This window comes from Marinobacter sp. S0848L (assembly GCF_023016065.1).
GTDB lineage: Bacteria > Pseudomonadota > Gammaproteobacteria > Pseudomonadales > Oleiphilaceae > Marinobacter.
Genome location: NZ_JALKAQ010000002.1, coordinates 26,915 through 49,211, shown reverse-complemented (window position 1 = coordinate 49,211; position 22,297 = coordinate 26,915). Strand labels below are relative to the sequence as shown.

The window sequence follows — 22,297 nt, the reverse complement described above, 5'->3', positions numbered from 1 at the left end:
ATGCTCAAGCTTACCTATCGAACTCTGGCACTCCTACGCCAACACAGCCGCGCACTTCTTGCCTTGCACCTGACCATCACCGGGGTATCGGTTGCCCTGCTGCCCTCGTTGGTGACAGCCGCTTTGGCCGCCATACGCCCGCTCACCGGCGAAGCTGCAATCACTACGGCGGGGTTGATCCGGTTTTTGACCTCGCCCGGCGGGGTTACCTGGGCAGCTTTTACGTTGTTCGTCACGGTCACTATTATCGTTTACCAGCAGGCGGGCATCACGCTGATCGTTGCCCAAAATGACCAGCATCCTATGAAAAGTATCGCCCGCGCGTTGTTCGGTGTGGTGCGCAGAATCACTGGACTGACGACCCTCGCTTTACTGCTGACCCTCGGCCATTTTCTGACAGCGCTGCCTTTTCTCGCAGCCATCATCGGCGCATCAAAACTGCTGCTCCATCATTACGACCCTTATTTACTCAATCTTGAACGCCCACCGGTACTGTGGTGGTACGGTGCTTTCTGCCTTTCCATGGTTGCAGCCCTTGTCGCCGCCAACGGCACCTTGGTTGTGCGTTGGAGCCTGGCCATCCCCCGACTCATGCTTAACGGCGCCAAGCCGGTAGCGGCCCTGCGTTCGAGTTATCACCTCACCCGAAAGCGCTCAAGACACGCCGCAACAACGCTGGCGTTGGGCGCAGCTTTTACGGTTGCCATACCGCCATTAATCACGCTGATCTTCAATGCACTTGCAACGGGCATATTCCAGGTTCTGCCAGACAACCGAGCCTATCTGTTCCCCGCTGTTATCACGCTCGTAGGGAGCTACGTGTTAGTTGGTTTGGCCGTCACCTTTCTGGCCACTTCGGCTTTCGGCACGCTGATCATGGCTTACTACGAAGAGCGTTCGGGCTACCCATTCAAAAGACCGACACCGTCCGTCCCTGAAGACGCTACGGCCCTGGTACGCCGAGCCTGGGTTTTGGAAGCCATTGTGGTGGCGGTGGTATTGGCGCAAAGTTACCCGATCATCAGCTCGCTCAACCATAGCACTGAGGTCGGGATTACCGCACACCGTGGCAACGCCTCACTTGCTCCGGAAAATACCGTCAGCGCCATTCGGCAAGCAATCAATGATGGCTCGGACTACATCGAGATTGACGTGCAGCTGACTGCCGATGGTGTGCCGGTGCTTTGGCACGACACCGATATGCAGCGGATCTTTGGTTTGCCCGAACGAATTAACGATCTGTCGTACCCGCAATTGCGCAAGCTGGATGCCGGATCCTGGTTTAGCGAAACATTTGCGGACGAACGAATTGCCTCTCTGGCCGAAGCCATTGAAGCAACTCGAGGCAAAGCAAATCTCTTGGTTGATCTTAAGCCGAACCGGAATGAAGAGGCGTTGGTCAACGCGGTGGTGACGGTGCTGCAAGAAAAGGATGCGGTTGAAGGCACGGTGATTGCGGCCGCCGATTGGCCTATTCTGGAACGGGCAAAAGAGCTGGACCCGAATCTCAGAACAGCCCTGCTCGCCCAATTCGTGGTCGGCCCTCTGTGGCAAGACCGCTACGACATTCTGGGAATACGCTCGAACCGGGCCAGCCCGGCAATGGTCGCACGGGCCCATAACGCGGGCAATGAACTGTTCGTATGGACGGTAAACTCGCCAAAAGCAATGTCACGTTTTATTGACATGGGCGTAGACAACATCATCACCGATCGCCCGGATGTGCTTTCTCAGCTTCTGCGGAAACGATCAGAGATGACAGATAGTGAACGCTTGGCCAGCATGCTTCACAACTGGTTGCGATAACGTTTAAAAAAATGGGGACGGCCATCAACCATGGTTTTGAAGCCACTGAGCAATTTGTTTCTGATATCTTAAGGACGAGCGCTTCTCGGTATCGGTCGTTGTCGCCACCAAATGGTATTGATCATTGTCATCGGGCTTCGTTTCAAACCGCCGAATGGCACCAAACGGACGCTTGTCCGAGCCGTAAATGCAGATCACATGATATTCCATAGCGTTAAGCTCAACGTCGGGGTCTGTCGGCCGGCCGTCTTTTATGGGAGCCCCCGCTATCCTTGCTGCCCGGTCCAGCGTGTCTTTGAACGAACACAGCTGCATACAACAACCGGATGCTAGCGGCCCTTGGTGTGTTCGGCGACTGAGATCGGCCTGATCTCGCTCCGCCGAAACATGCCCACAGTCGGTTGCAGGCACAAAAAACTCGCCATCCGATGTCTCTAACCGCACCATAACGAAATACACGTAAACAGATTCGCTGCTCATGTTGCACACCAAACAAGGCGAATCCAAACCTTCTTCTCCCACCGCCCGGTTAATCAGAATTCGAGCCCGGGCCTGACGAGCATAACTGCTGTATAAAAGTTGCGCGTAAAAAATCCATATCATCATCGTACCGATACTGGTGACCGGTGCGATCCATTGCGCATTCGCGGCAAACCATTCGGTGACACCCATTGTCTGTCTCCCTTACAGATGCAATTTACGGAGAGTATAGCCTCCCGGCCACACAGGCCCCACCGCCATTAACACATGGTAAAGCTACAAATTATTTAACCGCCCAAAAACAAAAAAAGCCTCCCCGACGGATGTCGAAGAGGCTTTTCGATTACTGCACTGAACTAAACCGGTAAGGCTACTGCTCTACAAATGCGCGCTCGATTACGTAGTGACCCAAATCACCGCCACGAGCCTCTTTGAAGCCTTTGTTATCCAGAATGGCGCAGGTGTCTTTTAGCATGCTAGGGCTGCCACAGATCATGAACCGGTCCTGTTCAATATCAAATTCCGGAAGGCCCAGATCACGGGTGATTTTGCCGCTTTCCATGGCTTCTGTCAGTCGGCCCTGGTTGCGGAACGCCTCGCGTGTCACCGTTGGGTAATACAACAGCTTCCCTTTGACCATCTCACCGAAGTACTCGTTGTCCGGCAAGCCTTCAATTTCACTTTGATACGCCAACTCCGACACGTAGCGCACACCGTGGGTCAGAATAACCCGGTCATAAGCCTCATACACTTCGGGGTCTTTGATGATGCTCATAAACGGCGCCAGCCCGGTACCGGTGCTGATCAGCCACAAGTTACGGCCGGGTAGCAAATTATCCAGAATCAAGGTGCCGGTCGGCTTGCGGCTCACGAGAATTTCGTCACCCACGTTAATCTTCTGCAGGCGGGACGTAAGCGGGCCGTCAGGCACTTTTATAGAGAAGAACTCAAGCTCTTCTTCGTAGTTGGCGCTGGCGATGCTGTAGGCACGCATCAGCGGCTTGCCTTCAGATTCCAACCCGATCATCACGAAGTGCCCGTTTTTGAAACGGAATCCGGGATCCCGGCTTGTCTTGAAGCTGAACAAGGTGTCGTTCCAGTGATGGACACTGGTCACCGTTTCTTTCATCAACTTACTCATGATGCCCTCGCAAGCTAGCAATGGTTAAGAATTTAGGATGCCTTCAGTGTAAGCTTTTTCTTGAAATCGACAAAACGGGATGCTTTCATAATGCTATTCGATTTTATGAATAAACAGATTATACCTTGGTAGCCAAACCATGAAATACAGCTTTCGCCAATTAGAAGTTTTTCTCGCTGCCGCACATTTTCAGAACATCACCCGGGCTGCAGAATCGTTATCCATGTCCCAATCTGCGGCCAGCAGCGCACTGAAAGAACTTGAAAGCCAGTTCGATATCCGGTTATTTGACCGGGTGGGCAAGCGGCTGCAACTGAACGAGCTTGGCCGACTGTACCGCCCGAAAGCTGAAGCGCTGCTCGCTCAGGCTACAGAATTAGAACAAGCATTCAGCAAGCACTCGGAAATAGGCGCACTTAAAGTCGGTGCAACGCTAACTATAGGGAACTATCTCGCCGTTGGCGTTATGGCTCAATACATGAACACCCCTACTCGGCCGAAAGTGTCACTGGAGGTTGCCAATACCAGCACCATCGCCCGGCGGGTTAAAGACTTTGAACTGGATATTGGCTTAATCGAAGGTGAATTGCAGGCCACCGAACTTGAAGTTATGCCGTGGCGTGAAGACGAACTCATTGCTTTTTGTGCGCCCAATCACCCGCTGGCCCAAAAAAAACAACTAACCGATGACGATTTACGCGAAGCAACCTGGATTATGCGGGAACAGGGGTCCGGCACCAGACAAAGCTTTGAGCGAGGTATGCAAGGCCTGCTACCCGACCTCAACGTGTTGCTAGAACTGGAACACACCGAAGCCATAAAGCGTGCGGTCGAGGCCAATCTCGGCATCGGCTGTTTGTCATGGGTGGTGCTTGCTGACGCGTTCAAGCGTGGCAGCCTGGTGCCACTTGCAATGCCGGAACACCGTTCATTTAAACGGCAGTTTTACTTTATTCTGCACAAGCAAAAATACCGCAGCGCCGGTATCGCCCAATGGATAGACCTGTGCAAGCAGCTTTAACGGGCGCCCGAGCCTCACCCTCTTTTTCGAGGTTCGGGCTTCCGCATCAAGCGGGTACGGGCCCGCTGTGAAACCGGAATTCAGTATCCGCCTCTTCAATCAGCGTTTTCTCCACGGCCATAAACTCCGCAACTCGTTCATCGACCGGCGCCCTGTTGGCCTGAACAGCCAGCTTCAGATAATCCTGATAGTGGCGCGCTTCAGACTTTAACAATCCGGTGTAAAACTCGGCCAGTTTCTCGTCAAGAAACGGCGCCAAGGCGGCGAAACGTTCACAGGAACGGGCCTCAATAATCGCCCCCACAATCAATACATCCACCAATCGGCCCGGGTCGTCCTTGCGCACCAGATCCCTCATGCCACCCGCGTAACGTGCTGGCGTCAGATGCGTATAGGTCACCCCGCGTTTTTGCATAATCGCCAACACCTGCTCGAAATGCCGAAGCTCTTCCCGGGCCAAACGCGACATTTTGTTCAGCAGCTCGGTATTTTCAACGTACCGATACATCAAACTGAGCGCGGTCGAGGCTGCCTTTTTCTCACAGTGAGCATGGTCGATCAGCAACAAATCCTGGTTCGCCAATGCATTCTCAATCCACTGCTGAGGCGTGCGGCACGGCAGAAAGTCATGTATTTCCTTCAAGGCATCAGTCATATCATTGAATCTGGTCAGGTTCGAAAACGCGAGAGTATACCGCAGCTATCAGACAGCTCCGACCTCTGTCCAACTTAACTTTATACGTGCTTTCCTATAGAATGCAGCGCCGGATCAAGGTGTCTCTGAATAGAATCTGAATACCCCACCGGCCAATTTAGGCGTTATTCAGAGGCTCCTTCGGCCTTTTCGTAAAAAAACACCCGCCAGGCGGCATGCCACCGGCGAGGAAAATTTCAACTGATGAGGGTCCATATCGTGTTAGAAGCTTATCGTGAACACGTTGCCGAACGTGCAGCTCTGGGCATCCCCCCGAAGCCGCTGAACCCCGAGCAGACCGCTGCTCTGGTAGATCTGCTGAAAAACCCACCCGCCGGTGAAGAAGCAACGCTGGTTGATCTTCTGGAAAACCGTGTACCACCAGGAGTAGACGAAGCCGCTTACGTTAAAGCTGCCTTCCTGACTGCCATTGTTAAAGGTGAAGCGACCTCTCCGCTGATCGATAGCAAAAAGGCCGTTCAGCTGCTGGGTATGATGCAAGGTGGTTATAACATCGAAACCTTGGTTGACCTGCTGGACAACGAAGAGCTGGCCGAGCTGGCCGGTGAAGAACTGAAGCACACCCTGCTGATGTTCGATGCGTTCAACGACGTTAAAGAAAAAATGGACGCTGGCAACGCTGTTGCCAAGTCTGTTGTTGAGTCCTGGGCCAACGCTGAGTGGTTCACCAAAAAGGATAAGGTTCCTGAAAGCACCAAGATGGTTGTTTTCAAGGTAACCGGCGAAACCAACACCGACGACCTGTCTCCGGCTCCGGACGCATGGTCCCGCCCGGACATCCCGCTGCACGCCCGCGCTGCCTATAAGATGGAACGCGACGGCCTGAAGCCGGAAGAGCCTGGCGTAACTGGCCCGATGAGCCAGATCGAAGAAATCAAATCCAAAGGCCTGCCCGTTGCTTTCGTTGGTGACGTTGTAGGTACCGGTTCTTCCCGTAAGTCTGCCACGAACTCTGTTCTGTGGTTCTTCGGTGACGACATCCCGGGCGTTCCCAACAAGCGTGCTGGTGGTGTATGTATCGGTAACAAAGTTGCCCCAATCTTCTTCAACACTATGGAAGACGCAGGCGCTTTGGTATTCGAAGCTCCGGTAGACAACATGAACATGGGCGACGTAATTGAAATTCGTCCGTACGAAGGCAAGATCCTGAACGAAGCCGGTGACGTTATCTCCGAGTTTGAGTTCAAATCTGATGTTATTCTGGACGAAGTTCAGGCTGGCGGCCGTATTCCGCTGATCATTGGCCGTGGTTTGACCGCCAAGGCACGCACCGCACTGGGCATGGGCCCGACCGATCTGTTCCGCCTGCCGGAAGATCCGGAAGCTGGTGACAAGGGCTTCACTCTGGCCCAGAAGATGGTTGGTAAAGCATGTGGACTGGAAGAAGGCCAAGGCGTTCGCCCGGGCACTTACTGCGAGCCGCATATGACCACCGTTGGTTCTCAGGACACCACTGGTCCGATGACCCGTGATGAACTGAAAGATCTGGCCTGCTTGGGCTTCCAGGCTGACCTGGTTATGCAGTCTTTCTGTCACACCGCCGCTTATCCGAAGCCGGTTGACGTTGAAATGCAGCACACCATGCCGGACTTCATCCGCAACCGTGGCGGTGTTTCCCTGCGTCCGGGCGACGGTATCATCCACTCCTGGTTGAACCGCATGCTGCTGCCAGACACCGTGGGTACTGGTGGTGACTCCCACACCCGTTTCCCGATGGGCATTTCCTTCCCGGCCGGTTCTGGCCTGGTTGCGTTTGCCGCGGCAACAGGTGTTATGCCTCTGGACATGCCTGAATCTGTTCTGGTTCGCTTCAAAGGCAACATGCAGCCGGGCATCACCCTGCGTGACCTGGTACACGCGATCCCGCTGTACGGCATCAAGCAAGGCATGCTGACCGTTGAGAAGAAAGGCAAGATCAACGAATTCTCTGGTCGTATCCTGGAAATCGAAGGTCTTGAGCACCTGACTGTTGAACAGGCGTTCGAACTGTCTGACGCTTCTGCCGAGCGTTCTGCTGCCGGTTGTACCATCAACCTGTCTGAAGACTCTGTTGCCGAGTACCTGCGTTCTAACATCACCATGTTGCGCTGGATGATCGCTGAAGGTTACGGCGACCCACGTACTCTGGAGCGTCGTGCCCAGCAGATGGAAGCCTGGTTGGCTGATCCGAAGCTGATGCGTGCAGATAAAGACGCTGAGTACTCTCACGTTATCGAAATCGATCTGGCTGACATCAAAGAGCCGATCGTTTGCTGCCCGAACGACCCGGACGATGCCAAGTTCCTGTCCGAAGTGGCTGGCGACAAGGTAGACGAAGTGTTCATCGGTTCTTGCATGACCAACATCGGTCACTTCCGCGCCGCTGGTAAGCTGCTTGACCAGCACAAAGGCTCCCTGAACACTCGTCTGTGGATGTCTCCGCCGACCAAGATGGATCAGGCGCAGCTGATGGAAGAAGGTTACTTCAACATCTACGGCACTGCCGGTGTTCGCACCGAAATGCCGGGTTGTTCACTGTGTATGGGTAACCAGGCACGTGTGGCTGCGAAGTCTACCGTTCTGTCGACCTCTACTCGTAACTTCCCGAACCGTCTGGGTGATGGTGCCAACGTGTACCTGACCTCTGCAGAACTGGCTTCTGTTGGCGCAATCCTTGGCAAGCTCCCGACTCCTGCGGAGTACATGGAGTACGCTAAAGATCTGGACAGCATGTCAGCTGAGATCTACAAGTATCTCAACTTTGACCAGATGGAGAACTACACCAAGAAGGCGTCTGAAGCGACTGTCGCTTAAGACCTAACCTTTTCGGTTTAGCTCCAATGAAACGCCAGCCTTCGGGCTGGCGTTTTTTTGTGCCTGCACGAAAACTTACTCATTTATTAGTGTCCCGGCACCGCCGTGGGGTAGCTTTTCTTTCGGTAAAAATAACTCGCTTCGCTCAGACATCTTTTTCCCTTCAGAAAAGCTACCCCATACCGGCGCCTCACTCCGCGCTGTTAGATTGTCTGGTCCATAAAAAAGGGCTCCCGTAGGAGCCCTCTGCATACCCTTTCTGTAACCCTTACGATTACCGCTCGATATGCTGGTATTCACCGGCGTCTGCTGTCACAGAGCTCACCACGATAATGGCGATGAACGCAGCAACGAAGCCAGGAATGATTTCATAAACGCCAGGACCACCCATGAAGCTGCCATTCCAGCCCAGAGAGATCCAGACCATAACGGTCACAGCGCCCACTACCATGCCGGCAATGGCACCAGCACCGTTAGTACGGGACCACATCAGAGACAGCAGAATCAGCGGACCAAAGGCGGCACCAAAGCCTGCCCAGGCGTTACTGACCAGCCCGAGAACCTGAGAATCCGGGTCAGAAGCGATGACTGCCGCCACCAGACCAACCGCTACAACACAGGCACGACCTACGTTCACACACTCACGATCCGTGGCTTCTTTGCGCAGGAACAAGCGGTAGAAGTCTTCAGTCAAAGAAGAAGACGACACCAGCAACTGACTGGATATGGTACTCATAACTGCGGCCAACAGCGCTGCGTACAGGAAGCCTGTGATCAGCGGGTGGAACAGCAAGTCAGACAGAATGATGAAAATGGTTTCCGGATCGGCAACATCCAGGCCGTTACGAACCGCGTAAGCGCGACCGAACACACCCAGAGAAATCGCACCGATCAGGGAAATACCCATCCAACCCATACCAATGTTACGGGCAGTTGGTACGTCTTTCAGCGAACGGATCGCCATGAAACGAACGATGATGTGCGGCTGGCCAAAGTAGCCCAGGCCCCAGGTAACTGCTGACAACCAGCCAATGAAGGTCAGGCCTTCGGTCCAGGACAACAAGGTTGGATCTACTTCATTAAGGGTCTGTGAAGCCTGGGCAAAACCGCCCCCGCCTTCACCAAACAGCACAACCGCCGGCATGATAACCAGTGCCAGCATCATGATGCAGCCCTGAACGAAGTCGGTCATGCTCACCGCAAGGAAGCCACCCACAACAGTGTAGGCCAGAACCACACCCAAGGTGATGACAATGCCAACCGAGTAGTCGCTCAACCCGCCAAAGTTAAAGATGCCGGCGAAAGCACTTTCAAACAGTTTGCCACCCGCAACCAGACCAGAAGCGGTGTATACCGCGAAGAACACCACGATAACGATCGCAGATACAGTCCTGAGCGACAGTGCTTTCGTCGGGAAACGATTGGCCAGGAACGAAGGGATAGTAATGGCATTTCCATAATGAACCGTTTGTTCGCGAAGACGAGGTGCTACCAGCACCCAGTTGAAAAACGCACCCACGAACAGGCCGATACCGATCCAGGCAGAAGCCAGACCCGACACGTACAACGCGCCCGGGAGCCCCAGCAGCAGCCAGCCACTCATATCAGACGCACCGGCCGACAAGGCCGCCACTTTCGGGCTAAGAGCTCGCCCACCCAGCATGTAGTCTTCGGACGAAGACGTCGACGTGCGCATTGCATAAATGCCGATGGCAATCATGAGCGCAAAGTAAGCAAAAAGACTGATCCAAACACCAATAGCCATAAGGCTCCTCCGGTTTAATGAGTCGGATTAGATCCGCTCTCTAAGCACAGCCCTGGCGCTCAAGCCAGCCCACTGCGCCGTTATTCTTGTTTAGCCGAATTCCATCCTCGTTGGAGCGAAGCGTACCTCGCACGGATACTCCTTCAATATAGTTAAACTTCAGCATTTTGCGACTGAAATCAACAACAAGTCGGCAATACGGGACTTCAGGCGACACAAGTTAGTATTACTACCCACTCAGGGCTTACGAAATCCTACGATTTTTTTGCACAATCCTCCGGTACTCACCGTTTGTGCCGGAATTATGCGACATGTTCGCCAATTTGGAGCCTGGAGGGCGTTGTTCCTTTGTATTTTCGCAACGCATTGGTAAGAGCACTCTGTGAGGAGAAGCCCGTTCGGTAACTGATTTCAGAAACCGACAGCTGACTGCTAGCGAGCAAGCTGGACGCTTGTTCGAGGCGGGTCTGTAGCAAAAACTGGTGCGGAGTAATCCCTGCAACTTCCCGGAAAATTTCATGAAACCGGCTGACGCTCAAACAGGCTTGGCCGGCTAAGTCCTTAACGGTGATTTTCCGGTGCAGGTTCTCCAAAATAAAACGGCGTGTCGCTTCCGGGTTCACGCTGTGTCGAGGTGGCTTGATCGATGTGCCATCGACCATCCGGTCCGCCATGCTATACAAGATACTTGCCGCCAGATGCCGGTGCAGCGGCACGTTATCGGGCGCCCGGTCAAATTCACCTGCGGCAAATTGCACCAAGCCCTGCAAGCGGTGGTCCATCTGAACTGTACTGGGCTTTTCGAACATTCGGGCCAGTCGCTCGTATTCCCGATGGGCCGAGGACGCAAACGCCCGGCTCTGCGGGTCAAGATTAATCACCAGAACATGGTTTTTTTGATCTCCACAGTAATCATGCTCAATCTCTGTGGGCACCAGACACGCTTTCCAGTTATCGAGATACGCCCCTAGCCCGTCAACACACAACTCGGCCGCACCGCGAACCCCGACAACAACCTGATGATGCTCGTGGTGATGCTGTTGTGTGTTGGCGGGGAGCTTTATGATTCTGGCATCTAGCATGACTACCCGACCTGCTGAGGCGCTTTGACCAATGCGGTTAGTAAAGCGGCCACGCTGGCTGAAACCTGCTCGAGAGGCAGTGCCGCGTTAACGATGTGGTACTGAGCCGGAGAAGCCGTAGCGCGTTCCAGGTAAGTGTCCCGAATACGCTGGAAGAATTCGATGTCTTCCTGCTCAAAGCGGTCAAGTTCTCCGCGATGTTTTGCTCGCGACATTCCGGTTTCTACCGGCGCGTCCAGCAAAATGACATGATCGGGGCGTACGTCACCCTGAACCAATGATTCCAGCACTGCAATGCGCTCTTTAGAAACACCTCGGCCGCCGCCTTGATAGGCAAAGGTTGCATCGGTGAAGCGATCACACAGAACCCATTGCCCGGCGTCCAGTGCCGGCAAGATTCGGGTATGCAGATGTTGAGCGCGAGCCGCGAACATCAGCAGCAATTCGGTCATTTCATGTACCGACTCCGCGCGGGATGCCAGCAACACCTCACGGATCGTCTCGGCCATTGGCGTACCGCCCGGCTCTCGAGTCACCAGGTAGTCTATCCCCAGAGATTCCAGTGTCTGCGCAGCGTTTTTCATCTGCGTAGACTTGCCCACGCCTTCGGTTCCTTCAAAGGTAATAAAACGGCCTCGAACTGCCATTACTTGTCTCCGCCGTTGTTAGATTTTGCATCCGGAACCGGATAAGACCGATATCCTTCTTTGCGATTTAGCTGAAAAGCCCTGACCGCTTTCTGGTGCTCCGCCAGAGTCTTTGAAAATTTGTGGCTGCCGTCACCGCGGGCGACAAAATACAAAGCATCACCGTCATCCGGGTGCAACGCAGCATGAATGGAATCCCGCCCGGGAAGTGCAATCGGCGTAGGCGGCAAGCCATTAATACGATACGTGTTATAGGGCGTGTGCGTGCGCAGATCGCGCCGGCGGATTCGACCGTCGTATTTGTCGCCCATACCGTAGATAACAGTTGGATCGGTCTGAAGTCGCATGCCTTTCTGCAATCGTCGAACAAAAACACCCGCCACCTGCTCTCGCTCATAAGGTGCGCCGGTCTCACGCTCAACGATGGAGGCCATAATCAGAGCCTGGTATGGCGTATCGTAGGGAAGGTTTTTAGCGCGTTCGGCCCATTCCTGCTCCAGCAGTCTGGTCATTCGATTGTAGGCGCGTTTCAGAATGTCCAAATCCGTTTCGCTGCTACTGAACATATAGGTATCCGGGAAAAACCACCCTTCCGGGTGCTCGCCCTTCGCGCCCACGGCTTCCATGATTTTTTGATCAGTCCAGTCTGTCGTTACTTTTTTCAGGTTATCGGACTTCGCCAGCGCATTACGCATTTCTGCAAATGTCCAACCCTCAATAAACTGCACGGCCCAAAGCTTTACTTTGCCTTCAACCATCGAATCAATGATTTCAAGCGGGGTCATTCCTGGCGTTAACTCATAATCCCCGGCCTTGATGCGAGTAAGCTCCGGCTTTAAACGCCCATACAACCTCAACCAAAGCGAATCGGAAACCAATTCTTGTTCAGCAAGCTCGCGCGCCAGGCGATTGAAAGAGGTGCCATGTTCGACACTGAACAAAACCGGCTCTTCCAGTGCAACCGGGCTTTTCAGTGTTTCCAGGCCCTGCCATACCCACAGCCCGATGCCCGCTGCCGCAATCACACCCAGAGCGAAAACTGAAACTAATAACTTCCTGAACACACGCATTATTCCGTTGTTGGAGTTGAGCCGCAGATTGTCGCAAGCCGGCCGGTAACAGGCAAATCCTGTCCAGCTAATGTGCGCACAGGAACCACACCTAAGACACTATTGGTTAAATAAACGCCCCGGCAACTGGATGCGAGCATGTCCTCCAGCAAAACGGGAGCTTCATAAACCTGCTCCGCACTCGCTCTCAGGCGCTCCAAAACATACCTTCGCATCACGCCCGTTACGGCGATGGTGTCAGATGCCGGCGTACGCCAGCCCTGATCCGTTTCGATGAAAAGATTGGTGCGCGTGCCCTCAACAATATGGCCCTGAGCGTTCGCCATCAGCACCTCAAACACACCGTCCTGAAGCTCGGATGCCGCCATAACCTGTTCAAGCCGGTTCAAGGATTTTATGCCGGATAACAGCGGGTTCACGGTGAGTGGCACACGAGAGAAATCAGCCACGACACCCGTGGCAGGCGGTAAAGGCGGCAAAGCCGTGTGAGAAACCAGAAGGTTGGGTTGTAGCTCGGGAGCTGGCCGGTAGCCTCGTCCTCCCGAGCCTCGGGTGAGCGTAAGTTTGAGCACCCAGGAATCTGCAGGATACTGGCCCGTATACCGCATCAGGGCCTGCTCAAGTATGCGCTCGAGTTCGGCCCGGTCAACGGGAATGCGCAGACGAGCCGCATCCCGTGTCATCCGGTCCAAATGGTAGGCCTTCAAACCCGCATTGCCGCCGTCAACCCGGATGGTTTCAAATAGCCCGTCACCGTAGGCCAACCCGCGATCCCCGGGCGGAACAGCACCGTCTTCCGCCCAATATAGTGTGACCACGGCTGGCTCAGCCCTCAAATCGGCTGAAAATCAGCGTGCCGTTGGTGCCACCAAAGCCGAAAGAGTTGGACAACGCCACTTTAATATCCGCTTTCCGACTGTTGTGCGGCACGAAATCCAGATCACATCCGTCATCCGGGTTATCCAGATTGATGGTGGGCGGTAAAATACCGTCCCGAACGGCCAGGACCGAAAATATTGCTTCAACCGCACCCGCCGCACCTAACAGGTGCCCTGTCATCGATTTGGTGCTGCTCATGGCCAGTGTTTTGGCGTGCTCGCCAAACACCGTTTTAACCGCTGCCACTTCGGCAACGTCCCCGGCCTGCGTAGAGGTGCCATGGGCGTTGATGTAATCCACTTGATCCACCGACAGCCCGGCATCCCGCACCGCATTAGCCATGGATCGCGCCGCACCTTCACCACCCTCCGGGGGTGACGTAATGTGGTGGGCATCATCGCTCATACCAAACCCGACAACCTCACCGTAAATGGTAGCTCCGCGGGCTTGTGCGTGCTCCAACGCCTCCAAAACCAACACCCCCGCACCGTCACTCAAAACAAAGCCGTCACGTTCTTTGTCCCAAGGGCGACTGGCTTTTTCTGGTTCATCGTTACGCGTTGACAACGCCCGCGCCGAAGAAAAGGCTGCAACCGACGAACGCGTGGTGGCCATTTCAGAACCACCCGCCAGCATGACATCCGCATCACCATAAGCGATGGTCCGTGCGGCGTAGCCGATGTTATGAGTGCCTGTCGTACAGGCCGTGACAATGGCGATGTTCGGGCCCTTGTAGCCAAACCGGATGGCGGCGTTACCCGAAATCATGTTGATAACCGATGCCGGCACAAAGAAAGGAGAAACTTTGCGGGGCCCGGATTTCTCCATTTGAATGATGTTCTTTTCGATAAACTCCAAACCGCCAATACCGGAGCCAATAGCAATTCCGACACGTTCACGGTCCAGCTTGTCGTACTGCTCCAACCCACTGTCATCTACGGCTTGCTGTGCAGCTATCAAGCCATAGTGGATGAAAGCATCCAGCTTTCTCGCTTCCTTGCTGGACAACCAGGGCTCTATATCGAGATTTTTGACGGCACCGCCAATGCGAGTGTTGTAGTCGGTTGCGTCAAAGCGATCGATCGCGCCAATACCGCTCCGCCCGGCGCACACTGCATCCCATGAGGACGCTACATCGTTCCCCACCGGTGAAAGCATTCCCATGCCCGTGATAACAACCCGTCGTTTGCTCATATCCTCATTCACCTGATTGTTCTTGAAAAATTTCCGTCAACGTTACTGATGTTTGGCCAATAAAAAAGCCGTCCTTCAATTTTCAAAAAGGACGGCTTTCGCCTGGCAATCTGATCAGCAGAGTATCAGGTGTGCGCGACGATGTAGTCGATCGCGTTCTGAACAGTGCCCAGCTTTTCGGCTTCTTCGTCAGGAATTTCAGTTTCGAATTCCTCTTCAAGGGCCATAACCAGCTCAACAGTGTCCAGTGAGTCAGCGCCAAGATCCTCTACAAAAGAAGATGTGTTCTGAACTTCGGACTCTTTAACGCCCAATTGTTCACATACGATCTTCTTAACGCGCTCTTCAACTGTACTCATAATGTCCTCACTTTAGTGTCAACCAAGCAACTCAATGATTGCCAGTTTAGTTTAAACCCTACCTGCAGACAAGCAGGGCGATCTGTTAAACATGTTGTACGACAAGGGGTTGCATTACCGCCCGAAACGCGGCTCACCCCATGTACATGCCGCCATTCACATGAATCGTTTCACCTGTTACGTAAGCAGCACCATCAGATGCCAGGAAAGCCACAACGGAAGCAATTTCCTCCGGCTCACCCAAACGCCCTGCCGGTATAATTTCCAGCATAGCGTTGCGCTGCTTTTCGTCCAGTTTTTTAGTCATATCGGTATCAATAAAGCCCGGCGCAACACAGTTTGCGGTAATGCCCCGGTTTGACATCTCTTTCGCCAAACTGCGGGTAAAACCTTCAACACCAGCTTTGGCCGCGCAGTAGTTGCCCTGCCCCGGGTTGCCCATACTGGCAACCACCGAACTGACATTGATCACCCGGCCCCAGCGCGCTTTGGCCATGCCTCTCAGCACGGCCTTGCTGGTGCGGTAAACGCTGGACAAATTGGTTTCAAGTACCGATGCCCAATCGTCATCTTTTAAACGCATCAGTAAGTTATCACGAGTTATACCCGCATTATTGACCAAAATCAGCGGTGCGCCTGATTTTTCGGCAATCTGCTTTAATCCCGCATCAATGCTTTCAGGGTCAGCGACATTCATCACAAGACCGTAGCCATTATAACCAGCCGCTTTCAGCCCTTCCGAGATAGAGTCAGCGCCTTCAGCACTTGTTGCGGTACCAACAACTTCGGCACCCAAGCGCGCCAATTCGTGAGCAATGGCCTTACCAATGCCCCGGGTTGCCCCGGTAACCAGCGCTACCTTGCCTTCCAACGACATAACCTACTCCGCCTATCAGGATTGACTGAGTGCTTCGATTGCACTCGCCATAGAATCAGGGTCTTCAATACCATGTACCGGCAAACCACGCTCAATGCGCTTGACCAAACCGGCCAGAACTTTGCCAGAACCACATTCAACCGCTACTCCGACACCTTCGCTGGTCAGCGTACGGATTGAATCCGTCCAGAGCACAGGCGAGTAGAGCTGTTTCAATAAGTTAGATTTCAAGGTATCTGCGTCTGTCGCAACACCGGCATGGACATTCTGCACAACCGGGATGACAGCATCATTAAAGCGTACATCGTCCAGTGCATCCGCTAACTCTTCTGCGGCACCCTTCATCAGCGCGCAATGAGAAGGCACGCTGACAGGCAGCGGCATGGCTTTGCGCGCGCCACGAGCCTTACACGCCTCGATAGCCCGCTCTACCGCCGCCAAAGAACCGGCGATAACAACCTGCCCCGGCGCATTGAAATTCACCGCAGCAACAACGTCTCCTTGCGCAGACTCTTCGCAAGCGGCAATCACTTCGGCATCGTCCAGCCCCAATATCGCGGCCATCTTGCCCTCGCCCGCCGGCACGGCCTCTTGCATCAGCTCACCGCGCAACTGCACAAGCTTCACCGCTTCAACAAAATCGAGACTCTCAGCAGCCACCAGTGCACTGTATTCGCCCAGACTGTGGCCGGCCACAAAATTAGGCTGCGGCCCGCCAGACACCAACCACTGGCGCCACAGAGCAACACTGGCCGTCAGCAGTACGGGCTGGGTAACCATGGTTTGGTTCAGTTCATCAGCCGGGCCGTTCTGACATACATGCCAGAGGTCATAGCCGAGCACATTAGAAGCATCACTAAAGGTTTCAGCGATCATCGGCCATGCTTCAGCAGCACCTGATAACATGCCAATCGACTGAGAACCTTGTCCGGGAAAAATAAACGCTGATTTCATAGGAGCGATCTTATCGTTATTGGGGATTGGAGGAGATTAGCCAATAGTACAAGCCCGGCCAATTATTCGCGATAAAGTAAGTTAATGTGGGCCGACTTTAGTCTCAAACGACCTAAAACAACAAGTCATCAAGCCGCTCATTAATCCTGCGGGGAACTTCGTGAGTCACTTCGCACACTGCCTGCCGTATAGCAGCCAACATAGCGCGCTCGTTGGCGTTTCCATGACTTTTTATAACGACACCTTGCAGCCCTAAAAGGCTGGCACCGTTATGCCGGGAGGGGTCCATCAACTGCAACAACCGCCCCATTACCGGCCGAGCCAACAAACCCACCATGCGCCCGTAAACAGAGCGAGTAAATGCCTGCTCGAGCAACTCAATCAGCAACCCGGCAACACCTTCACCCGTTTTGAGCGCAATGTTGCCAACGAACCCATCACAGACTACAACATCCGCGACGTTACGAAACAGGTCGCTACCCTCGACATACCCTATATAGTTCAAAGTTTCAGACTGGGCGAGCATGTGAGATGCCAGGCGAACCTGCTCATTGCCCTTAATCTCTTCTTCGCCGACATTGAGCAAGGCAACACGGGGCTCGGCAAGCTCAGAGACAGCCGTTGCCATCAAGGAACCCATCAACGCGTATTGATAGAGATTTTCAGCACTGGAGTCGACATTGGCTCCGAGATCCAGAACCAGACAGCGACCACGAAGAGAGGGAATGAGCTTGGCGATAGCCGGTCGCTCGATCCCGGGGTACATGCGTATCAAGGAACGTCCGAACGCCATCAAAGCACCGGTATTACCGGCACTGACACAGCCTTGCGCTTCGCCGTCACGTACCAGGCCAAGAGCAATAGCCATAGAGGAATTGCGCTTATGGCGCAAAGCATGGGAGGGGCGCTCATTCATGCGCACCACATCAGCCGCTTCCACTATGCGGATTTTGGGATGTCCACCATGCAACAAGGCCTCGAGCTCGCTCCGGATACCTACCAGAACAAGACTCAAGGCCTCATTTTCACGCACTGCTTCCAGCGCAGCATGGACGACCACCTCGGCACCACGATCACCGCTCATGGCATCGACGGCAATGGTGATTGGATTACTCACCGCTCGTCCATATGACACAGGTCAGAAGATATCGCGTCGAGTATTACTCGTCGCGCGCTTCAACAACCTGCTTGCCGCGGTAGAAACCATCCGGAGATACGTGGTGGCGACGATGAACTTCACCAGTTGTTGCATCAGTGGACAGCGCGGAAGTTGGCAGCGCGTCGTGTGAACGGCGCATGCCGCGCTTGGAACGGGTCTTGCGACTCTTCTGTACAGCCATGGTTAAACTCCTGACCTATTTATGAAAACGTTAATGCTTAGTCGTCTTGAAACCCGCCAGCACGCTGAACGGATTATCATCTCTTTTCTTTGCCTCGGGCTCAGCCGGAGCGTTTGACGGCTCCAGCGCTTCAAGGTCTTCTTTCGCCGGGCACTCGTCCCTTTCATGAAGCGGGAACGGCGGCAACACCAGAAGAAGCTCATCCTCCACCATTGCCCACAAGTCCGCTGTGAAATCCTCACAAAGGAACGGCTCCAACGTTTTGGGTAACCGTTGAGCCTGCTCATCACTGCTGACCAGACCCAAATCAAAGCTCGACGTCAACGTGACCTGCATGTCGTTCATGCAACGCTGGCACACCAGAGTGACCGGAGCCGACAGCTCTCCTGATACAACCCTCCGGCGCTCACTATCCTGATAAAAGGACAGCTTTGCGTGGCATTCGCGGCCATCTTGCGAGCCACCCACCGCTTCTCCAAAACGAGCAAGACCCTCGAGCGGAATTACCCCCTCAAGTGTCGCTTTTTGTTCTGCCAGCCGGATAGGCTCGACAGATTTTGGCAGTTCGGCGTTCGGCGCTTTAGTCATAGGCGCGCAATTTTAGGGAGGAGACCGCCTGCTGTCAAAGACTTAATCGCTTTTATGGCAAGCCTTCCCGTTAAAGTAGGGGTATTCTACGATATTCGCCGCAGACCTCACAACGAACACATAGCAATCAGGCCATTATGAAACGTACTATTTTGCTCGCTTCATCATCACCTTATCGAAAACAACTACTGGAACGATTCAACTTACCCTTTATTTGCGCCAGCCCAGACATCGATGAAACACCCGCGCCGGCTGAAAATGCGGAAGCACTCGCCGTACGTCTAGCCACTCAAAAGGCACAAGCTCTGGCGAACAACAACCCCAACACACTCGTTATCGGATCGGATCAGGTAGCCAGCCTGCCCGATGGTAGCTTGCTCAACAAACCGGGCTCACACGAACAAGCGGTGGAACAATTGTCCCGCAGCAGCGGACAGAGCGTACAGTTCAGCACCGGCTTGGCCGTGCTGGACACCCAAACCGGCGACTTGAAAACCCACTGCGAACTTTTCACTGCGCATTTCCGGCACCTGTCACAAGAAGAGATCACCGGCTACCTGCACCAAGAAAAGCCCTACGACTGCGCAGGCAGCTTTAAGATGGAAGGCTTAGGCATCACCCTCTTCGAAAGACTGGAAGGCGAAGACCCTAACAGCCTGATCGGCTTACCCCTTATAGCTCTCAGCACCATGCTGCGCGAATTCGGCATAAACCCACTTCTCTCACAATGAGCAAGCGCGCTGCCACGAATTAGCGCAATTCCAGCCGGGACTCCAGCAAATGTGCAGCCACACCTTCGCCAAACGACACCCCTAACTGCTCAACAAACTGTTGAAATGGCGAAGGCCCACGGCTGTAATCTACCAACTCTTCAGCCCCAACAACCTCACGGGCCACCCAGGAACTGCTGCCCAAGCCATCGATCAAGCCCAACTCCAGCGCTTGCTCGCCACTCCAAACCAAACCACTGAACAACCTTTCATCGTTCGCCAGCCGGTCGCCACGCCCGTCTTTAACAGCCGCAATAAATTGCTCGTGCGTGTTCTCCAGCACGCTCTGCCAGAACTCGACATCTTCTTCACGCTCCGGAGTGAACGGATCCAGAAACGCTTTGTTTTCACCAGCGGTGTACAAACGGCGCTCCACGCCCAGTTTCTCCATCAACGCATTGAAACCGAACCCGCCGGCGACAACCCCAATCGAACCCACCAAGCTCGCGCGGTTCGCGTAGATTTCGTCAGCCGCTGCGGCAATATAATAAGCACCGGACGCACCCACATCTGCGATCACTGCGTACACTTTCTTTTCAGGGTACTCCTGCCGAAGACGCTGAATCTCGTCGTACACATAACCTGACTGCACCGGGCTACCGCCCGGACTGTTTATCCGTAACACCACCGCTTTAGAATTTTCTGCCTCAAACGCAGCGCGCAGCGAACCCACCAAATTGTCAGCACTTGCCAGTTCATCCGCAGCGATAGGGCCATTCAGCTCAACCAGCGCAGTGTGCTGCTCTGGCACCACTCCCATACCCTCACCGATTGGCGACCGGATCATCACAATCAGCGCAAACAAATAAATGAACGTGAGAAGCTTGAAAAATATCCCCCAACGTCGGCTACGCTTTTTCTCCGCGTGAAGCGACATCACCAGCTTTTCAATCAACTTCCAGTCGCGGTTCGACTCAGGCGGCATCGCCGGCTTTTTGGAGCCAAAAATACCGCCCTTACCCGATTCCGAATCACTCATTAGCTATTCCTTAACTCGCAAACGCCCAAAAAACACTCTTTACAGCCCAAGAACACGGCGCAGATCACCCACGGAACTGACCACCGCATGAGGCTTACAGTCCAGCAACACCTCTCTTGAATGCGCGCCCCATTCCACCCCAACAGCAGGCATACCAATACGCCGCGCCATTTCCAGATCGTAATGAGTATCCCCGATCATCACTGCGTCTTCGGGCTGAAAACCGTAGAACTCAAGAATCTCTTCGAGCATTAACGGATCTGGCTTGGAACGCGTTTCGTCAGCACACCGAGACGTATCGAAGTGATGGCCCAAGCCGCTGGTTGTCAAAGCTTGAGCAAGGCCGCGGCGACTCTTTCCGGTAGCCACGGAACACCCCCTGCCAGATGTGCGAATATCAGCAACCACATCGGCCATGCCGTCGAATACGTTTTGCGGGGTTGTCACTTTTTTGAAAAAATAGCCTGCATAGCCTTCGCGAATACGAACAATCTCCTCATCGCTCACACCGGGATATAGCTTGTGAAGCGCTTCAATCATGCCCAGCCCGACAATATCCCGGTATGCTTCAAGCTCCAGGTTCGGGTACCCCAACTCCAGGGCAGCCTGCTGCAGGCTTTCAGCAATATGATCAACAGAATCGATCAGCGTTCCATCCCAATCAAAAATCACTGCTTTAACGTTCATTTCTGTTAATCCTTACTGCGTCGCGTTAGTTGATCAATAAGCGTTCCAAACGCCTTATCATACGGTGCTTCGAGGAACATAGACTCCTCAGTACCGGGCAACCGGAACTCCAGTGAGCGTGCATGAAGCATCAATCGCTCACCCCCTATCTTTCGAAAAGCCTTCAGGCTTGCATCATCCATGTACTTGTCATCACCCGCAATCGGGTGCCCGCCCCACGCGCTGTGTACGCGAATCTGATGGGTTCGGCCGGTTACCGGCGAAGCCTCTACCAAACTATAACCATCGTAATCGCCCAAGCGCTTATATAAGGTGAGCGATTCTTTGCCTTCGGCACTTACCTTTACGCGTCGTTCGCCGTTCGGCATTTCGTAGCGTAACAACGGCTCAGCAACACGGGTTAACTTTTTTGGCCAGGAACCGATAACAAGCGCATGATATCGCTTGCGCATTCTTTTATGGCGCAACTCATCCTGCAAAAAACGCAGCGCCGAACGCTTTTTGGCCACCATCACCAACCCCGAAGTATCCCGGTCCAACCGATGAACCAGCTCAAGGAACTTTGCCTGCGGGCGAGACGACCGCAACACCTCGATCAACCCGAAGCTGAGCCCGCTACCACCGTGCACCGCAATACCAGCAGGCTTGTTGACCACCAGCATCTCGTCGTTTTCGAACACCACCGCCGCCTCCACAACATTTTGCACGCGGTCGCCAGGCTTAGGCTGATCCGGCTTAGCCTGCTGAACAATGGGCGGTATACGAACTACATCACCTTCTTTTACGCGAGTGTCTGGCTTCACTCGCCCTTTATTCACCCGAACTTCGCCTTTTCGAACGATGCGATACACGATGCTTTTAGGAACACCACGCAGCCGGGCCAGCAAAAAATTATCAACCCGCTGCCCCGCCATATCGGCATCAACTTCAACAAACTGAACACCCTTTTGAACTTGCCCACCAGGCTGCGCCACCGCGACGGATCTGGCGCCACGGCTTTCGGCAGAGCGCTGCGCTGGGCGAGGTTTTTGCGGGCGTTTCCGGGAAGCCGGTTTCTGAGACATGAAATACCTTATACCGGCTTGCGCCGGGCGCTTGGATACAGGATTGTACAGCTACGGGTTTACTGTTATATTCCGACGTGCTCTGC

22 protein-coding genes are annotated in these 22,297 nt (G+C 54.0%); 4 read left to right on the top strand and 18 right to left on the bottom strand.

Going from position 1 to position 22,297, the window contains the following annotated elements; genetic code table 11:
* Positions 1-1,806, top strand: a complete 1,806-nt coding sequence (locus tag MWU64_RS03310) for a glycerophosphodiester phosphodiesterase family protein (RefSeq protein WP_247060923.1) — start codon at positions 1-3, stop codon at positions 1,804-1,806.
* Between the two features lie 24 nt (positions 1,807-1,830).
* On the opposite strand, the gene MWU64_RS03305 is transcribed toward MWU64_RS03310, so the two are convergent.
* The gene (locus tag MWU64_RS03305) at positions 1,831-2,478 is read right to left on the bottom strand and encodes a hypothetical protein (protein WP_247060918.1); all 648 of its coding nucleotides are present in this window, start codon (positions 2,476-2,478) and stop codon (positions 1,831-1,833) included.
* Between the two features lie 178 nt (positions 2,479-2,656).
* Positions 2,657-3,427, bottom strand: a complete 771-nt coding sequence (locus tag MWU64_RS03300; RefSeq protein ID WP_247060916.1) for a ferredoxin--NADP reductase — start codon at positions 3,425-3,427, stop codon at positions 2,657-2,659.
* A gap of 139 nt (positions 3,428-3,566) precedes the next feature.
* Here MWU64_RS03300 and MWU64_RS03295 point away from each other — a divergent pair, with 139 nt between their 5' ends.
* The gene (locus MWU64_RS03295; RefSeq protein WP_247060915.1) at positions 3,567-4,448 is read left to right on the top strand and encodes a LysR family transcriptional regulator; all 882 of its coding nucleotides are present in this window, start codon (positions 3,567-3,569) and stop codon (positions 4,446-4,448) included.
* A gap of 46 nt (positions 4,449-4,494) precedes the next feature.
* On the opposite strand, the gene MWU64_RS03290 is transcribed toward MWU64_RS03295, so the two are convergent.
* A complete protein-coding gene (locus MWU64_RS03290) occupies positions 4,495-5,103 on the bottom strand; it encodes a tRNA-(ms[2]io[6]A)-hydroxylase (protein ID WP_247060913.1) in 609 nt (202 codons plus the stop codon).
* Positions 5,104-5,361: 258 nt separating this feature from the next.
* Between MWU64_RS03290 and MWU64_RS03285 the strand changes: the two genes are divergently transcribed.
* Positions 5,362-7,956 (top strand): bifunctional aconitate hydratase 2/2-methylisocitrate dehydratase, encoded by a 2,595-nt coding sequence (locus tag MWU64_RS03285; RefSeq protein WP_247062015.1) that lies wholly within the window; start codon positions 5,362-5,364, stop codon positions 7,954-7,956.
* Positions 7,957-8,230: 274 nt separating this feature from the next.
* Here MWU64_RS03285 and putP read toward each other — a convergent pair whose 3' ends face one another.
* The 12 genes from putP to MWU64_RS03225 form a co-directional block, all read right to left on the bottom strand.
* A complete protein-coding gene (gene putP, locus MWU64_RS03280; RefSeq protein ID WP_247060911.1) occupies positions 8,231-9,721 on the bottom strand; it encodes a sodium/proline symporter PutP in 1,491 nt (496 codons plus the stop codon).
* Between the two features lie 302 nt (positions 9,722-10,023).
* Positions 10,024-10,803: a helix-turn-helix domain-containing protein gene (locus MWU64_RS03275; protein WP_247060909.1), complete on the bottom strand. Its 780-nt coding sequence runs from the start codon at positions 10,801-10,803 to the stop codon at positions 10,024-10,026.
* 2 nt (positions 10,804-10,805) lie between these two features.
* Positions 10,806-11,450 carry a dTMP kinase gene (tmk, locus tag MWU64_RS03270; RefSeq protein ID WP_247060907.1) on the bottom strand — a complete coding sequence of 215 codons (645 nt, stop codon included), beginning with the start codon at positions 11,448-11,450 and terminating at the stop codon, positions 10,806-10,808.
* Positions 11,450-12,520, bottom strand: a complete 1,071-nt coding sequence (mltG, locus tag MWU64_RS03265; protein WP_247060905.1) for an endolytic transglycosylase MltG — start codon at positions 12,518-12,520, stop codon at positions 11,450-11,452. The genes tmk and mltG overlap by 1 nt, the downstream gene beginning before the upstream one ends.
* Complete coding sequence (gene pabC, locus MWU64_RS03260; protein ID WP_247060902.1) at positions 12,520-13,338, bottom strand: aminodeoxychorismate lyase; 819 nt, start codon at positions 13,336-13,338, stop codon at positions 12,520-12,522. Before pabC ends, mltG begins: the two co-directional genes overlap by 1 nt.
* A 7-nt stretch (positions 13,339-13,345) precedes the next feature.
* The gene (gene fabF, locus MWU64_RS03255) at positions 13,346-14,593 is read right to left on the bottom strand and encodes a beta-ketoacyl-ACP synthase II (protein ID WP_247060900.1); all 1,248 of its coding nucleotides are present in this window, start codon (positions 14,591-14,593) and stop codon (positions 13,346-13,348) included.
* A 125-nt stretch (positions 14,594-14,718) separates the two neighbouring features.
* Positions 14,719-14,952: an acyl carrier protein gene (acpP, locus tag MWU64_RS03250; RefSeq protein ID WP_114333443.1), complete on the bottom strand. Its 234-nt coding sequence runs from the start codon at positions 14,950-14,952 to the stop codon at positions 14,719-14,721.
* A gap of 133 nt (positions 14,953-15,085) precedes the next feature.
* Entirely contained in the window at positions 15,086-15,829 is a 744-nt protein-coding gene (gene fabG / locus MWU64_RS03245; RefSeq protein ID WP_247060898.1) for a 3-oxoacyl-ACP reductase FabG, read from the bottom strand.
* A 15-nt stretch (positions 15,830-15,844) separates the two neighbouring features.
* On the bottom strand, positions 15,845-16,783 hold the full coding sequence (fabD, locus tag MWU64_RS03240) for an ACP S-malonyltransferase (protein ID WP_247060888.1): 939 nt from the start codon (positions 16,781-16,783) through the stop codon (positions 15,845-15,847).
* A 112-nt stretch (positions 16,784-16,895) separates the two neighbouring features.
* Positions 16,896-17,900: a phosphate acyltransferase PlsX gene (gene plsX / locus MWU64_RS03235; protein ID WP_348645540.1), complete on the bottom strand. Its 1,005-nt coding sequence runs from the start codon at positions 17,898-17,900 to the stop codon at positions 16,896-16,898.
* 43 nt (positions 17,901-17,943) lie between these two features.
* The gene (rpmF, locus tag MWU64_RS03230) at positions 17,944-18,123 is read right to left on the bottom strand and encodes a 50S ribosomal protein L32 (protein WP_114333439.1); all 180 of its coding nucleotides are present in this window, start codon (positions 18,121-18,123) and stop codon (positions 17,944-17,946) included.
* A 30-nt stretch (positions 18,124-18,153) separates the two neighbouring features.
* Positions 18,154-18,711 carry a YceD family protein gene (locus MWU64_RS03225; RefSeq protein WP_247060886.1) on the bottom strand — a complete coding sequence of 186 codons (558 nt, stop codon included), beginning with the start codon at positions 18,709-18,711 and terminating at the stop codon, positions 18,154-18,156.
* A gap of 134 nt (positions 18,712-18,845) precedes the next feature.
* Between MWU64_RS03225 and MWU64_RS03220 the strand changes: the two genes are divergently transcribed.
* Complete coding sequence (locus MWU64_RS03220; protein WP_348645545.1) at positions 18,846-19,442, top strand: Maf family nucleotide pyrophosphatase; 597 nt, start codon at positions 18,846-18,848, stop codon at positions 19,440-19,442.
* A gap of 19 nt (positions 19,443-19,461) precedes the next feature.
* Here MWU64_RS03220 and MWU64_RS03215 read toward each other — a convergent pair whose 3' ends face one another.
* From MWU64_RS03215 to rluC, 3 genes are all read right to left on the bottom strand, one after another.
* The gene (locus MWU64_RS03215; RefSeq protein ID WP_247062011.1) at positions 19,462-20,406 is read right to left on the bottom strand and encodes a S49 family peptidase; all 945 of its coding nucleotides are present in this window, start codon (positions 20,404-20,406) and stop codon (positions 19,462-19,464) included.
* 93 nt (positions 20,407-20,499) lie between these two features.
* The gene (locus MWU64_RS03210; RefSeq protein ID WP_247060881.1) at positions 20,500-21,147 is read right to left on the bottom strand and encodes an HAD-IA family hydrolase; all 648 of its coding nucleotides are present in this window, start codon (positions 21,145-21,147) and stop codon (positions 20,500-20,502) included.
* A gap of 5 nt (positions 21,148-21,152) precedes the next feature.
* Positions 21,153-22,211, bottom strand: coding sequence for a 23S rRNA pseudouridine(955/2504/2580) synthase RluC (rluC, locus tag MWU64_RS03205; protein ID WP_247060879.1), 1,059 nt, complete (start codon positions 22,209-22,211; stop codon positions 21,153-21,155).
* Between the last annotated feature and the right edge of the window lie 86 nt (positions 22,212-22,297).

What these genes read in the sequence shown, in the direction of transcription:
- MWU64_RS03310 (WP_247060923.1), top strand. Translation starts at nt 1, where the DNA reads ATGCTCAAGCTTACCTATCGAACTCTGGCACTCCTACGCCAACACAGC.
- MWU64_RS03305 (WP_247060918.1), bottom strand. Translation starts at nt 2,478, where the DNA reads ATGGGTGTCACCGAATGGTTTGCCGCGAATGCGCAATGGATCGCACCG.
- MWU64_RS03300 (WP_247060916.1), bottom strand. Translation starts at nt 3,427, where the DNA reads ATGAGTAAGTTGATGAAAGAAACGGTGACCAGTGTCCATCACTGGAAC.
- MWU64_RS03295 (WP_247060915.1), top strand. Translation starts at nt 3,567, where the DNA reads ATGAAATACAGCTTTCGCCAATTAGAAGTTTTTCTCGCTGCCGCACAT.
- MWU64_RS03290 (WP_247060913.1), bottom strand. Translation starts at nt 5,103, where the DNA reads ATGACTGATGCCTTGAAGGAAATACATGACTTTCTGCCGTGCCGCACG.
- putP (WP_247060911.1), bottom strand. Translation starts at nt 9,721, where the DNA reads ATGGCTATTGGTGTTTGGATCAGTCTTTTTGCTTACTTTGCGCTCATG.
- MWU64_RS03275 (WP_247060909.1), bottom strand. Translation starts at nt 10,803, where the DNA reads ATGCTAGATGCCAGAATCATAAAGCTCCCCGCCAACACACAACAGCAT.
- tmk (WP_247060907.1), bottom strand. Translation starts at nt 11,450, where the DNA reads ATGGCAGTTCGAGGCCGTTTTATTACCTTTGAAGGAACCGAAGGCGTG.
- mltG (WP_247060905.1), bottom strand. Translation starts at nt 12,520, where the DNA reads ATGCGTGTGTTCAGGAAGTTATTAGTTTCAGTTTTCGCTCTGGGTGTG.
- fabF (WP_247060900.1), bottom strand. Translation starts at nt 14,593, where the DNA reads ATGAGCAAACGACGGGTTGTTATCACGGGCATGGGAATGCTTTCACCG.
- acpP (WP_114333443.1), bottom strand. Translation starts at nt 14,952, where the DNA reads ATGAGTACAGTTGAAGAGCGCGTTAAGAAGATCGTATGTGAACAATTG.
- fabG (WP_247060898.1), bottom strand. Translation starts at nt 15,829, where the DNA reads ATGTCGTTGGAAGGCAAGGTAGCGCTGGTTACCGGGGCAACCCGGGGC.
- fabD (WP_247060888.1), bottom strand. Translation starts at nt 16,783, where the DNA reads ATGAAATCAGCGTTTATTTTTCCCGGACAAGGTTCTCAGTCGATTGGC.
- rpmF (WP_114333439.1), bottom strand. Translation starts at nt 18,123, where the DNA reads ATGGCTGTACAGAAGAGTCGCAAGACCCGTTCCAAGCGCGGCATGCGC.
- MWU64_RS03225 (WP_247060886.1), bottom strand. Translation starts at nt 18,711, where the DNA reads ATGACTAAAGCGCCGAACGCCGAACTGCCAAAATCTGTCGAGCCTATC.
- MWU64_RS03215 (WP_247062011.1), bottom strand. Translation starts at nt 20,406, where the DNA reads ATGCCGCCTGAGTCGAACCGCGACTGGAAGTTGATTGAAAAGCTGGTG.
- MWU64_RS03210 (WP_247060881.1), bottom strand. Translation starts at nt 21,147, where the DNA reads ATGAACGTTAAAGCAGTGATTTTTGATTGGGATGGAACGCTGATCGAT.
- rluC (WP_247060879.1), bottom strand. Translation starts at nt 22,211, where the DNA reads ATGTCTCAGAAACCGGCTTCCCGGAAACGCCCGCAAAAACCTCGCCCA.